The 14,571-nt window shown below is 46.6% G+C and carries 10 protein-coding genes; 3 read left to right on the top strand and 7 right to left on the bottom strand.

Annotation, left to right across the window (positions count from 1 at the left end):
* Positions 1-302: 302 nt before the first annotated feature.
* From QUB64_RS24590 to nfi, 6 genes are all read right to left on the bottom strand, one after another.
* Positions 303-1,454: a DNA cytosine methyltransferase gene (locus QUB64_RS24590; RefSeq protein WP_333277275.1), complete on the bottom strand. Its 1,152-nt coding sequence runs from the start codon at positions 1,452-1,454 to the stop codon at positions 303-305.
* A 136-nt stretch (positions 1,455-1,590) separates the two neighbouring features.
* On the bottom strand, positions 1,591-2,019 hold the full coding sequence (locus tag QUB64_RS24585) for a hypothetical protein (RefSeq protein WP_333277277.1): 429 nt from the start codon (positions 2,017-2,019) through the stop codon (positions 1,591-1,593).
* Positions 2,020-2,208: 189 nt separating this feature from the next.
* On the bottom strand, positions 2,209-4,212 hold the full coding sequence (locus QUB64_RS24580; protein WP_333277279.1) for an FHA domain-containing protein: 2,004 nt from the start codon (positions 4,210-4,212) through the stop codon (positions 2,209-2,211).
* A gap of 288 nt (positions 4,213-4,500) precedes the next feature.
* Positions 4,501-5,031 carry an FHA domain-containing protein gene (locus tag QUB64_RS24575; protein WP_333277281.1) on the bottom strand — a complete coding sequence of 177 codons (531 nt, stop codon included), beginning with the start codon at positions 5,029-5,031 and terminating at the stop codon, positions 4,501-4,503.
* A gap of 387 nt (positions 5,032-5,418) precedes the next feature.
* A complete protein-coding gene (locus tag QUB64_RS24570) occupies positions 5,419-5,649 on the bottom strand; it encodes a KGG domain-containing protein (RefSeq protein WP_293149797.1) in 231 nt (76 codons plus the stop codon).
* A gap of 455 nt (positions 5,650-6,104) precedes the next feature.
* Positions 6,105-6,758, bottom strand: a complete 654-nt coding sequence (nfi, locus tag QUB64_RS24565) for a deoxyribonuclease V (RefSeq protein ID WP_333277283.1) — start codon at positions 6,756-6,758, stop codon at positions 6,105-6,107.
* A 937-nt stretch (positions 6,759-7,695) separates the two neighbouring features.
* Here nfi and QUB64_RS24560 point away from each other — a divergent pair.
* The 3 genes from QUB64_RS24560 to QUB64_RS24550 all read left to right on the top strand — a co-directional run bounded on the left by QUB64_RS24560 (position 7,696) and on the right by QUB64_RS24550 (position 13,041).
* Positions 7,696-8,529, top strand: coding sequence for a prohibitin family protein (locus QUB64_RS24560; RefSeq protein ID WP_333277285.1), 834 nt, complete (start codon positions 7,696-7,698; stop codon positions 8,527-8,529).
* A gap of 270 nt (positions 8,530-8,799) precedes the next feature.
* The gene (locus QUB64_RS24555) at positions 8,800-11,808 is read left to right on the top strand and encodes an EAL domain-containing protein (RefSeq protein ID WP_333277287.1); all 3,009 of its coding nucleotides are present in this window, start codon (positions 8,800-8,802) and stop codon (positions 11,806-11,808) included.
* A 441-nt stretch (positions 11,809-12,249) separates the two neighbouring features.
* On the top strand, positions 12,250-13,041 hold the full coding sequence (locus QUB64_RS24550) for a Uma2 family endonuclease (RefSeq protein ID WP_333277290.1): 792 nt from the start codon (positions 12,250-12,252) through the stop codon (positions 13,039-13,041).
* Positions 13,042-13,083: 42 nt separating this feature from the next.
* Here the strand turns inward: QUB64_RS24550 and QUB64_RS24545 are convergent, their stop codons facing one another.
* Positions 13,084-14,562, bottom strand: coding sequence for a DUF1802 family protein (locus QUB64_RS24545; protein ID WP_333277292.1), 1,479 nt, complete (start codon positions 14,560-14,562; stop codon positions 13,084-13,086).
* Between the last annotated feature and the right edge of the window lie 9 nt (positions 14,563-14,571).

Raw genomic sequence — 14,571 nt, 5'->3', positions numbered from 1 at the left:
CCGCGCCTCACGCACCAAAACTACGCCTAAACCCTTGGTAATTTTTGATTTTTTTCAATTCATTTTAAAAATAGTTTCCACCAATATGTAGTGGTGCGTCGCTACTCGAAAAATCGATTTTGATGCAGATATTTATCGCAGGCGACACACCCTACGCCTCAACCCTTGTGAATTTTTATTGGGCTCAGTTCATTTGAAAAAGACCTTCCACCAACCTGTAGGGTGTGTGAGGCGCGCCGATTAACTTGCGTCACTGACAATCAATCTTCAACCGCGCCTCACGCACCAAAACTCTAATTAACTCAACAACCATATTGTGTCTTCAAAAATACAAGAATTGTTTGAGCAATAGCCTGGGAAGCCAAGTAGGGAACCCCATTCCCCACTGTTTTAAACATATTAGTCAGCGTCATATTATTCGGAAACGCAAATTTTTTTGGCAGTGACTGAATAGCCAGTGTTTCTGCAACAGAAAGCCTGCGAACTTTGTAAGGGTGCAAGTGAACTTCGTTATTGCCATAACAAGCTGTCGGCGAATAACGCCATCGGTGCAAGCGCTTAAAAGATTTTTTTGAATCGTCTCCTTCATCGACCTCAGCAAACCTTTTAATACCTGCTCTTGGTTGAAAAAAATGTTCTGCGTTGGGATGATTGAGAACATCATTTTTTTGAAACCAAAACTCAACTGTTAATTCGGGAGTGATGCCATCGGGACAAGGCAAGAAACCATCCTTTACAAAAGCATTTCTTTCAGACCAAGGATCAGAAAAAACTTCTGATTTGGGATATAATACCTGAGTTTCCCAGGGGAATAAATTTTCAGGTAACATTGGATTTTTTTCATTTAGGGAAATGCCCAAATTTTTGACAAGATTTTTGCTAAAGCCAATCAAAATAATTCGGTCTCTATCTTGCGGAACGCCGTATTCGATCGCATTTATTAAACGTTCCACAAAAAAATATCCCGCATCAGCCAACTTATGCTTGAGTTCGTCGTAAAAAGCTTTATGTTTTTTAGTTCTCCACAAACCTTTGACATTTTCAAACAAAAAGAAATCCGGCTGTTGCTGACAAATCAATTCAATGTACGAAGCTGAAAGTTTGCCTTGATCTCCTTCCTGACCTCGGTTTTTACCACCCACAGAAAAGTCAGGACAAGGTGGCCCCGCGATAAATCCCACAAGATCGTGATGGTTGCGGGCATCCTGCATCAATTCCCGCAGCCTAAAAGCTGGTTTTCCCCCTACAAGTTGAGTGACATCTGCTTCCTCTGCTTCGCAGTATCCGTATTCTGGTAGCGGCAAATTCAGACACTGCCGAGAATAGCGGTATGCTTGCATGAAAGGTGGGAAAATTTCATTGACATAGGCTACATTAAAGCCGCTTAATTCAAAACCGAGGTCAAGAAATCCTGAACCGGAAAAAAAGGAGAATATACAGGGAGAACGATACATTGAATCATCCCAGTTATTTTAAACTAAGCTTACTATAAATTCGGTTGGGCGCGCACCTGACTATTATTAAAAGTCGCAGAGTCCCGCGCCGGACACGGCAGTGCCGTTTCCCTACCGTTGGTGTACATCTTAATTCTTACAACCATTGGCCGCCTCGGAAACGCCAGTAGGGAAATAAAATCCGCATCAGTGTTTGCGATGCTAGATAAATAGCCAGCCACACTAAACTGTAATGCAATGCAAAAGCTCCCAAGTCAAAATCTTGCCCAGGTATTCCGGGCAAACCGATAATTTTGATTAAAAATAACACAAAAAGTGCTTCCCAAATCCCGGCGATTAATTGAAATGCTCCGGGCCAATCTCGATCCCAGCGAAAATGCTGGATGTAGATATATAAGATATCCCAGCCGATGCCAAAAATTGCTACATAGCCTAAAATCCAGAAAAAAATCGCGCCTGATTTGGAGGTCATTAAACCTAGAAAAAATGGCAGCGTTACTAAAACGCCTACGGTTGCAAATAGCAGTAACCGAGTTTGCCAGCGGCCGAATAAGGTGGGGGTCATTCGATTTGAATTTTGAATTTTGAATTTTGAATTTTGAATTTTGAATTTTGAATTTTGAATTTTGAATTTTGGATTTTGAATTTTGAATTTTGGATTTTGGATTGGGGATTGGGATTTGAGGTAGAAGGCGAAGCTCTTTTACATCCGTTAAATCCGCTACAAAATCCGTTGCCGAACTTCTTCTTCAATTTAGCCGGGAGATTTATTGAAAATCCACTTCAACCATTGCACCAACGATCGCCAAACGCTCAATTTCCCGACACCCGGAGCTCCGTTAGCTGCCAGACTTTCAACGGAACGCAGGGCGGCGTATTGCAAGCCCAAAAAGCTGTCTACGGGCGCGTAAGGCCCCCCTAAAGTAATCGCGCCCGCTGTGTACACCCGCCCTTCTGGGTGAAGAGAGGAAGGGTTACGCAATTCGGGCACTTCAAAATCGTTGTTAACGCTCAAACGTCCCAAATTATTGAGGGGTAGATTGTATTGAACTACCAAATCCTCTAGCAGGGGACTGGTTTTTACCTTAGCGTCCAAACCCGTCGCGTCAATAATAAAATCAGCTTCTAACTTAATTTGCCCCTTGAGATCCTTCTCCCGAATGTACGTCACCGTGCGGTTTTGACTGTCGCGCTCGACTCGCTCGACTTCGCCGAAGGTAATTTGATACCACCCTTGACTTAAACCTTGTTTGACAATCCGCCGCCAGTCGCTGCGCTGGGCTGTGGTAGTGCCGCCCCAGTCTGTCAGCAACTGCGGGCGAAATTCCGGTTTGGCTTTTTCCAAAAGTACGCGGAGTTCCCCGCCCCAGCAGGCTTTGGGCCAGTTGAAAGGTTGAAATTCATAGTGATTTTCGACTTGTCGCACAGCCCGATCGAATTTGTTACCTTGAGGTTTGGGCGATCGCATCAAATGCAATACTTGAATATTGGCATTCCGCTGTCGCGCTTCGTAAAGTCGCTGCACCACCCGCGAAGCTACAATCCCCCGCCCTCGAATTAACACGCTGCCGCCCCTCGCCTCCAACTTTTCGTAAACGCTGTCGTGGCTTTCGTAAGCGTTGACAACCGACTCAAAATCCTGGGTTTTTTCGCGGTATTCTTGCAAGTCAGGTAAAAATTGAATCGCGGGATAGCCGGTGGCTAAGTGTACGTATTTGGCGATTAAAAAAGCACGATCGCGCTGGTTGGCATTCGATCGAGAATAAGCGATCGCGTACCTGCCGTCATCTGTCTGGCGAATAGCCCGCACTCTCCCGTAACGAAACATCTGATTCCACCCGATACGTGCAGTTTCCCTGTCAATCGAGTCAAACACATTACCGGCGCGCGGCGTATAAGTTTCGGCAAAAGTCGGTTCCGCAAACACCTGCCACATCAACTTGAGCGACACCATCAACCGCCCTTTCAGCAATGCCTGCCAAGCTTCCCGCACAGCATAGGGAGGCCAGCCCCAAATGTTGTCCGGACACGAGTCAGAATTCGATCGCAGCCGTTCCCTGAGCGGAATTTGAGAATTCAGGCACAACCGCCGGTAACGGGCGTAAGGCTGCTCTTCCATGCCCAGAACGGCAATTCGATCGACCTTCACGCCGCAAATTCTCAGCAAATCCACCCAAATCAAGCTGCCCAAACCGCCGCCAACCGCAGCCCAATCAATTTCTTCCACAGGGAGTCCCATTGATTGGAGCGATCGCATTGTGACTTGATTTGCCTGCAAAAATGCGATCGGCGGAAATTCTCCCTTACTATTTGTTTGAGGAAGCGGCGACACCATTGGCTGCCCCAACGCGGGATCTGGCCTATTGGTCTGCGGGTTAAAGAAAATGTGAGAATTGACAGACGGGGTTTCTGTGGAATTAATAGCAAATGAAATGGCGATCGCGTAGGGCCCGATTTGCAGCATATCCCCGTTTGCCAGCACGCACCGCGTTTGGCGAGCACCGTTGACAAAAGTACCGTTACGGCTGCCCGTGTCAGTGATTACAATACAGTCGCCTTCGGTGGTAATCACTGCGTGGAAGCGAGAAACTTGACTGCTTTTGAGGGGAATTCGAGACACTCGCTCCCCGTTAATAGTAGCAGGCATACCTTCAAAAATACGTCCCAAAGCGATCGGCAAGTCGAGTATCGGGGAGCGACAATCCCCCGTAGCTGTATCTTTCCAAGTCAGTCGCAGGTGCAAGGGTTGAGGATTCATTATTATTTTTAAAACATCAGCCGTCGGCTTTGAGCTTTCTGCGAAAAAAGATTTTTGAATTTGACAGATTTGAACTCGGGCTGATCTCAAAAACTTTAATAGTTTTAGGTGCATCGGGGCTAGAAACCAAGAATATCTGTGGATTTCTGGTGATTCAGCCCCTGATATTTGAGATTTTGGATTGAATGCAGTCCCAAAAGTGTCAAGAAGCGAAAATTAGGTGCTGTTTCCAGCACGATCCTAGCATTGGCGATCGCGCGATCGCCCGGTTTTGGCTTTTTGAAAGCCTTACGTAGAGAGTACCACGCTCACCGCCGCTGCCAAAGAAGTGCCGCACCACGGACACCCCGCACTCAACTGCGCGTAAGGCGAAACGCGGCTGCACTTGGGACACTGCAAACCGTAGGTGGAAGGCTGCGTTGGCGGGGAAGAAATTTGAACCGGAGGCCCGGAGAGCAAAACTGTCAGCGGGGCGGCTACCTGCACTTCCGTCACCTCCACCACCTCGATTTCCACTTGGCCTAAATGGATGCGGCTGTCGGATTTCAATATTGTTTCGCCCGAGGCGAGAATTTTTCCGTCTACCAGGGGCGGATTGCTAGCGCGCAAATTCCGCACTGCATACTCCTGCAATTCGTGATTAAAAAATATTTCGACGTGCAACCCGGATACGCTGGAATCGGAAAATACTATATCGCACTTTGCCGGGTCGCGCCCGAGTCTCACGCTTCCGGGGTTTTTGCTTGGCTGTCCGTTTTGAATCGTCTGAGTTTGACGCACCCCAGCCTCTGTCCAGGTTAAGTTGAGCTGGTTTGTCATGGTTCTATAATTTCCTGAAATATATAAAAATCTTACTTATTTATATCAATACTTTGGGCGGTTTCCGGGATCGCGCGATCGGGCCAAGAAACCCGGTTTCTACGAGTTTTAGGTTTGGGAAGGAGAAATCTACAAATAAACCGGGTTTCTGAGGTCAAAAGTGCGATCGCGAACTATATTCCTTAACCAAATATTTCGTGTTACAAACAAAAAGCCCCGAAATCGGGGCTTTTTGCGATCGGATTGGCTTTTGTCGAGAGACAGACTGGTGTTTGCTTGCCTTGTCTAGCCCGCAAACTTGTTGACCCTCAAGAGGGTTTCAGAACTGCTTAAGAATCCCACAGTGACGATATTTCAGTCACTGTGTTGAAATTGTCACAGACTCAATTAAGCTTCGCTTTTGCGGCTTTTCCGCCCGCCTTCGCGACCAATTTGAGCCATGTGTTCCCGATTTCTGCTGACAGCTTCGCCACCTTTTTGACCCGCTTCTCTAGCTTCTTCCGAAGTAAATTCGTGCGCAGTTCCTTTTGCGTGTGCAGCTTTTCCGCCTTTGCTAGCAATTGCGCGCTGTTTTTCTGCGTCCATAGATGCGAATCCGCGTTTGCTTTTCTCAGCCATGACTGTCTCCTTGTTTGTGTGCTGATTTTTTAGATCGATCCCGCCTCCACCTCCCACTGTAGTTGGGGCTACCAGCCAGCGGTGAGAGGTGAGACGGTAAATTATGAAACGTCATGTGACGAATGTAAACTTTGAGTTTAAGTCGCAGGATGACTGTTTGATAATTTACAAATGTGAACTAAACATAGTTCACGCCCGGGTACTGTAGTTCAAGCCGCCAATGTTTAAGCTGATTACTGTCTTTCAATCATTCTAGAAATCCCCCAACTTTTATACCTCTTTCTCAGGTATAGTCATTCTTTAGTTCGCTGGAAGGATGGAACCGAAAGCTGATTGGCGATACACTCAGAGGATTTTTCGACTTAACGGCGACACCTCAAAAATTTAAAGTCCAAAGAGGGATGCTTTTTTGTCTTTTGACTTTTTATTTTTTTGATGCCTTCGGCACCCGCTAGTTATCCCGATGTTAGTTGGTCTGCCGATCGAGTTGTTTCTGGCAAGCGATATCTCGGGGCGCAGCTCAGGACGTACTCGATCGCCTTTATCAAGTTTACTCGATGACCGATCGATACATAAATCGGTTTTATCCCTGTTTGCGTCCTTAACGCTGCGCCTACCGTCGATCCCTCGTGCAGCAAGGGCTGCCAACTGCCCCGGTCGAACCCTACTTCTGAATGTTCTCCGATAAATCTAGTTTTGGCAACTCCGATCGTCGCAATTCCTGTCAAAACTCCCAAATGGCAGGCAAGACCGAACCTGCGGGGGTGAGCGATTCCTTGACCGTCGCACAAAATCAAGTCTGGCCTCAAACTGATATTGTCTAAAGCGTCAAGGACTGCCGGCACTTCTCGAAAAGACAGGAAACCCGGAAGGTAAGGAAAAGCTGTAGGACTGCGAACCACAGACTGCTGCTGTAATTGCAAGTCCGGAAAGCTCAGAACTGTTACAGCCGCAAGCGATACGCTGTCTGCGCTGTCGTAGCCGACATCTACGCCTGCGACATACCGAACTGTCTCCAGTTGATTTTCGGTAATTACCTCTGACCGGAGTTCTTCTTGAATGGCGATCGCCTCTTCAATTGTCTGCGGCCAAGGGTGTCGCTGCAACATTAGATATCTTTATCCAACCGTTCTCATCTAACTTTAACTGATTTTCTGCCATTTTCAAATTCGGATTTTTAACATTTGTCGATATAAATTCAAAACTTGCGCCTGGAGTCTTTTTTTATACTCCGAAGGGTTGAGTAAAGCGGGAGCGAGCCCATTCTCTAGCAGATGTTGACCGCTTGACAGTTGACCGCTTGACAGTTGACCGCTTGACCGAAAAAGGAAGAAGGAAGAAGTAAGAAGGAAGAAGGAGGAAAAGCAGTTCAGTAACTAAGAACGTCCTAATGCCCAGGGCGCTTGCTATACAAATAGAGTCTGTACCTCCTCGACTTAAATTATATATATCTTGCGCTGGTGCTTGCACCAACCTGCAAAGGTTTCACCTGCGCCCACCTGCAATTTTTCTCTCAAACTTCACAAAAATTACCTGTTCGAGCCTGATTTTTTAGCTTTCCCAAAAGCTTTTGAGCTCAGAGTGCCATCCTATAGCTTGTAGAGAGAGCGATCGATCGAGCTTTCAATTCACTTCTTTATCTGAAATCATCCCATTTGTCTAGATATTGAAACATTTATTCATCAATCATCTGGGCTTGGTACAAGTGCCATTGTTCATAGCAGATCGTCGCTCTAACGGGAATTGTAGATTTTTTGCAGTTGAGAGGCTCGCGTCCCCCTCAAAATTATATGACTTTTATGAAAATAAATCAATTAATTTATGAATTCTTGCACCATTAACATGAAGTTATAATCTTAGATCAGACCGAATCTATAGCCTCGATCAGCCAGATGAGGTATGGCGGCGATCGACTTTCGTGAGTTCCTCGCCAGTTGTCTTACCAATTACCAATTACCAATTACCAATTACCAATCAGTACCTCACTCACTTGAAAATTGCTATAAAACTAACATCCCGTAACACAACTCAACGCGGAATTAACATATGAGAACCATGCAAAGTGTTCGGCACAACCTAACCCTCTACACCCTTGGTGGCATCATCTTCATCATTGCCGCCTTAATTTTAAAACCTTTTGCCATAGTCGGCGCCGGACAACGCGGCGTAATCATGCGTTTTGGCAAGGTAGATAACGCGATTTTAGATGAAGGCATCCACCCGATTTTTCCGATCGTCACTTCTGTCAAAACCTTGAGCGTCCGAGTCCAAAAAACAGACCTGAAAGCAGACGCAGCATCCAAAGACTTGCAAAAAATTAGTACAGACTTGGCAATTAACTGGAACATAGACCCCGCCAAAGTCAACCAAGTTTTCCAGCAAGTAGGAGACGAAGAACAAATTGTCAATAGCATTCTGAGTCCGGCGATTTCGGAAGTCCTCAAAGCAGCAACTTCTAAAAAAACAGCCGAAGAAATTATTACTAAACGCACAGAACTCAAAACAGAAATTGACAACTCTCTCAAAAAACGCTTAGCACCTTACGGCATCATCATCAGAGATGTATCCTTGGTGAACTTTGGGTTTTCTCCTGAATTTAGCAAAGCCATCGAAGCCAAACAGATAGCAGAACAAGAAGCCAAACAAGCAGAATTTACAGTTAAAAAAGCAACCCAAGATGCTCAAGCCCAAATTAACCGGGCTAAAGGGCAAGCAGAAGCTCAACGGTTGCAGCGACAAACTTTAACTCCCGAAATTTTGCAGCAGCAAGCGATCGAAAAATGGAACGGCCAATTTCCGACAGTAATGGGCGGCAACGGAGCTCTACCGCTGATTAATATTGCGCCTCCTACCGGTCAAGCTGCGACTCCTGGTAAATAAGCTGCTGCGCATCCTGATTGACGGAGTGCGGGGATTCGGGGAGAGGGGGAGACGGGGAGAGGGGGAGAGGAAATCAGGGTTTTTTACTGTGACAGTGAAGATGCGCTTTTTGTAAATGCCGGCGCAGTAAGCGCTGAAAATAAAACTAACAACTAACTTGAAATCCCGCTTAGTTAAAGACCAAGATGCAATGTACGTTCGCGAGTCCTGAAAAACGTTAAAGTAAGAAACAACTCGGAAATTGCAAAGGTTTACTTGAAAGTTTGGCTGATGGGAAATCGGGAGAACCAGTCAATTTATAATTTAGGTGAAGTGGGGGACGCAGCCGATCGCGATACTGCGTCAGAAGCACTGTGGCTGCGCGATCGAGCCTTGGATGCTACTACCAGCGGTATTATCATTGCTGACGCCAGCGCACCCGACTGTCCCATAATTTATTGCAATCCGGCCTTTGAACGGATCACAGGTTACGCAGCCGGTCAAATCTTGGGCCGCAACTGCCGATTTTTGCAAGGCCCCGATACCGATCGCACTACGGTAGCTAAGATCCGCGAAGCCTTGCGCCAAGGTCTAGCATTGCAGGTGACAATCAAAAATTACCGCAAAGACGGCACTGCTTTTTGGAACAAATTGTCGCTATCTCCCCTGCGAGACGACAGCGGTAATTTGACTCACTTCGTCGGAACTCAGTCCGACTTATCCGAGCGCATCGAAGTGCAGGAAGCCTTACAGCAAGCGAACGACCAACTGCAAACGATTTTGGAAGCAGTTCCGGGCATAGTATCTTGGATTAGCTCGGATTTGCGCTATTTGGGCGTCAACCGCCATTTAGCCAAACTGCACGGTTTGTCGCCGTCGGCCTTTGTGGGTCAAGATATCGGTTTTCTGGGCGCGAGCTCGGATTTTTACTCTTTTGTGGTGGAGTTTTTTGCCGGCGAGGTTACAGAAGCGGTTAAAGAACTCAGCGCTAAGGTGAAAACCCAGGGCGGAAAGTCGGCGGGACACTATTTGATTGTGGCTCAAAAGTACGATCGGGGTAACGCCGCTTGTCTGGTAGGGATTGATATTACCGAGCGCAAACGAGCAGAAGAAGCTCTGGTGCTGACTCGCAAGGCGGTGGAAAGTTCGAGCGACGCGATCGGCATTAGCGATGCTAACGGCACTCACATCTATCAAAATCCAGCGTTTTCTCAGCTATTTGAGTGGGAAACCGCAGAGGAATTTAAACTCGCTGGAGGTATACCGGCAGTTGTTGCTGACCCCGCAGTCGCTAGGGAGGTTCTCGATACGATCGCCCGGGGTTATTCTTGGTCTGGTGAAATTACCAACCGCACTAAAAGCGGCAAAATTTTGCAAGTGCTGCTGCGGGCCGATGCGATTAAAGATAGCACGGGGAAAATAGTCGGTCTGATTTACATGAATACCGACATTACCGATCGCAAGCGCACGGAACAAGAACTGCGACAAAGCGAAAAGCGTTTTCGATCGCTGATTGAAAATGCTAGAGACATTATTGTAATTCTCGACGAGAAAGGCTTTTGCCGTTATGTCTCTCCTTCCCTAGAGCGAATTTTGGGCTACCCGACGGCGGAAGTCCTCGGCCGCTCTGTATTTGACTTGATTCACCCCGATGAATTGCCGATGGTGGATCAAGTTTTTAAAGGTGTCATCCAAATGCCGAGAGTTGGCCTGGGATTGGCGGAATACCGAGTGCGGCACAAGGACGGTTTCTGGTGCGTGTTGGAAGCGGTGGCGACGAATTTGCTTGCTGAACCTTCGGTGCGGGGAATTGTCGTCAACTGTCACGATGTGACTGAACGCAAGGCGGCTGAAGACCAATTGTTGCACGATGCTTTGCACGACGCCCTGACGGAATTGCCGAACCGCGCTTTGTTGACTGACAGGCTGGGTCAAGCTTTTGCTCGCGTCCAACGGCATCCGAACTATCAATTCGCAGTGCTGTTTCTGGATTTGGACAGGTTTAAGGTGATTAATGACAGTCAGGGACACCGCACGGGCGATCGGCTGTTGGTGGCTGTGGCTCGCCGCCTCTTGACTTGTTTGCGCCCGGGAGATACGGTGGCGCGTCTGGGCGGAGATGAGTTTGTGATTTTGCTCGAAGAGATTCAAGGTGTTGATGAAGCCATCGCCCAAGCCAAGCAAATTCTCAGGGCGATCGAACGACCGCTTTATTTGGAAGGTCATAAAGTTTTAATTACTGCTAGCATCGGCATTGCTTTGAGTACCGACAAATATCAGTGGCCGGGAGATATTTTGCGCGATGCTGATATTGCGATGTACCGAGCAAAATCTCTCGGTAAAGCTCGCTACGAAGTGTTTACGAGTGCGATGCACACTCGGGCTGTGGCTTTGATGCACTTGGAACACGATTTGCGGCAGTCGATTGATGAACTGAATTTGAAGTATTCGATAGTGGATGTAGCAGGTGGGGCGGCGGTGGAAAACTCGCCGTTCTGCGAAATCGACTGGAAGTTGGAGCGTCTGAAATCGCAATCGGCTCCTGCTAAATTGGAATGTCCTTTTACTGTTTATTATCAGCCGATCGTTTGTTTGAAAAGTGGCTCAGTTATCGGATTTGAGGCGCTGGTGCGCTGGATGCACCCGGAACGGGGTTTAGTTTCCCCGATGGAATTTATTGCGATGGCGGAGGAAACTGGGTTAATTATGCCTTTGGGTTTGTGGGTGTTGAACGAAAGCTGCCGCCAAATTATTCAGTGGCAGAGTTTGAACTTACCTGTGGGAAATTCGCGGCTGACAGTAGCAGTAAATCTTTCGGGGAGGCAGTTTTCAGAACCGGAGTCGATCGAGCAAATCAAGCAAGTTTTGCAGGAAACGGGTGTTGATGCTCGCTGTTTGAAGTTGGAGATTACTGAGACTGTGGTGATGGAAGATGGGGAAGCCGCGGCGGCGATGCTTTCGCAGTTGAGGGAGTTGGGAATTGAGCTGTGTATTGATGATTTCGGTACTGGTTATTCGTCTCTGAGTTATTTGCACAGGTTCCCGATTAATATTTTGAAGGTCGATCGCTCTTTTGTCAGTCGCATTGGAGCAGCGGGCGAAAATTTGGAAATCGTGCGGGCGATCGTCATGCTAGCGCGCAGTTTGGGGATGGAGGTAGTCGCAGAAGGTGTCGAAACCGCCGTGCAATTAGCTCAACTGCGGGCGCTCGGCTGCGAGTACGGTCAGGGGTACTTTTTCTCTAAACCTCTCGACAGCGAGGCTGCTACAGCGTTGTTGAGGATCTCGCCCAAATGGTAGATATCTTGCAAAAGTTCTTTTAATTAAATTTTGGAACAGGCTCTCCGGCCTGTTCCTAGCTATTTTTGCAAGAGGTCTGGTGAACCGAACCAAATACTTATATTATTTTTCAAAACTGATGCCACAGTATTCGTAGGGTGCGTCGATCGCCAAATCTCTTGCATTCAACCGACAATATTATAGCGACGCACCTGACACCATTGTTCAAAACTGATGCCACAGTATTCGTAGGGTGCGTCGATCGCCAAATCTCTGGCATTCCACAGACAATATTATAGCGACGCACCTTAAACATGGGGTGGACGAAATACACCCAACCCTTGTTTGGTCGTAAAAAATTTTTTAAATCATATTTCAGCGCGAGCGGCATTTTCTGAACGAATGGCTTCAGTGTTAACATGAGAGTTGAGTATAGCAAACTATCGACATAGGAAAAAACATATGTCTCAATCTGTTGTGCCAGCAGTCGAAGAAAAACAGCTCGATACTTCGCCCACATTAACTTTTGAAGAATACAAAGTTTATCAAAGCCAGGACGATGTAAAATACGAACTGTACAGAGGCCAATTAATTCCGATGGCAACGGCTAGCGCATTACATACAAGCATCTGCGAATTTTGGGTTTATAAATTGCAGCGTTATCTAGCGGAACACAATCTAGATTTAGTCGTAAAAACTTCTGTAGGAGTCAGAACAGAAGATGCGACATCCCGAATTCCCGATGTCGTCGTCTGCACAGAAAATTTGTGGCAACAAGCTCTAGCCAGACCCGGTTCGGGCATCCTTGACTTTGATGAAACGCCATTATTAGTAATAGAAGTAGTCAGCAAAGATCGGCGCGCAGATTACGTACTTAAACGAACAGAATACGAACTAGCTAACGTAGCAGAATATGTAATTGTTGACCCTGCCGAAAACAGACAGCGGGTGCGAGTTATGGCATTTCTCGAAGGTGATGACGTTTATACAGAGCTAAATTACTTGCCAGGTGAAGGAATGGTATCTGTAGTATTTCCCAATCTGAGATTATCAGTGGATGAAATATTGTGTCCGCCATTGGTAGAAGGGTTGATTAAGGAAGAACAAGCCAGATTGCAGGAACTTGGACAGCAAGCTGCAACGGAACGTCAACGGGCTGATGATGAGCGACAACGCGCTGATGATGAGCGACAACGCGCTGAAAGATTGGCGGCGAAGTTGCGGGAGTTGAATATAGATCCTGATTCTGTTTAGGAAATTGGATCGAGTAGGTGAAGTGAAGCTATCCCGCGTATCTCAATCATCTAATGGCAAGTCGCGGAGGAAATAAAAGCGATCGCCCTCCGCATCATTTCCCTTTTCTCGCCCTAAGTAACCTGTCAGCGGTGAAGAAAGTTCTATCGTCAAATCGCTTACTGATTGGTATGTTAGCTTAGAATCAGTGGCAAATTTAGCATTGTATTGAACTTTAATCTCCACAACCGTTGGAAACTCGCTATCGGGCTCGCAAAGTTGTTTGACTGCTTGCACGATTTGCGATCGCACTTTAAGATTGTTCCAAACTCGGTCAATATAATCCTTAACTTTAACATCAGCATCTTCGCCAAACGGCTTTTGCTCTAAACAAGGTTTTAGGTCTAATAAATTAATCGAACCTGGATATTTAGCTTTCAGTTCAACAAGTCTTTGCAATGTTTCAGGGCGAATGACATTCATCTGGTTTCCGATAGCAGTTTTGTTAGCGTGTCTGTTTAACTGACCGGCGGCCATAATTATCTTAATACAGCAGTTGTATTGTTGCTGAAGATGCTTGTGTCCTAACTTGATAAGTTGCGCTGGCGTTCCATCAGCTACAGTTTCACTTTTGGTAGCTTTGCATTCTCCTACTACCTGATAGGGAGTTTCACAGTAGAAATCTAATCCGCCAGCGCCCCCGGTTGATTCAGGATCGAGACTGGCCTCTGCTTTGTGGTTAGAATTTCCGAAACCTAGCTCGATCAAACTTTTGCGGACTAATTTTTCAAAGCCATTACCGTCGCTAGAGTTGCCGGTTTGTGAAATTGTTTCGATCCAACCTAAATCTGGATCGGGTTGTGTTGCTGGTGATTTTTCCGACCAACCAAGAAACATTTTGAGTTCTGCGTTTAGTTGTTTGGCTTTTGGGTTGGTGGTGCACAAAAGGGCGATCGCACTTTGCAACTCTTCCAATTCTGGATGAGGAGGTGGCAGTCTATTTTCTAGCTGGTAACGCCGTTGGGGAAAAGTAGTATTACTCAACACTGGTGAAGCATCAGTCACAACAAAACGAGGTAAACCTACAAATTTACCTATCTTATCCTGACTGTTTGGATTCGCTGACACCTCCAGCGGTTGAGGTAGATGATAGACACGCAAGTAAGCCAGAAAGATATTCTGCCACAACCCCAGTGTCTCCTGCAATCCTTCTTTTGTCCATACTGTTAACGGTGACAAAACATCTAACGGTTCAGTCTCATCTACGACTTGGCAGAATTCGCACCTAGCCCAAGCTTTAATCGCTACAGTCTCAGTGTCCAAGTGAATCCGAGAATTTTCACCAATAGAAAATAAATTTAAGCGGTAGTATCGCTCAACTGAAAGTAGGATTGTAGAAGAGTTAGCAGGATACAGAGCAAATTGCCTGCCAGGATTGAGGAACATCCGAGGCATAGCTGCGATTGTTTGCCCTTTGATTAAGGCTTCAATTTCAGGTATGGGAAGACACAATGCTGTTGAAAGTGAAACTAGCTGGCTCATTTTTTAGTT

The sequence above is a fragment of the Microcoleus sp. Aus8_D2 genome, assembly GCF_036702665.1.
Classification (GTDB): Bacteria; Cyanobacteriota; Cyanobacteriia; order Cyanobacteriales; family Microcoleaceae; genus Microcoleus.
Note: the sequence above shows the minus strand (reverse complement) of the source record. Positions and strands in the feature narration are given on the sequence as shown.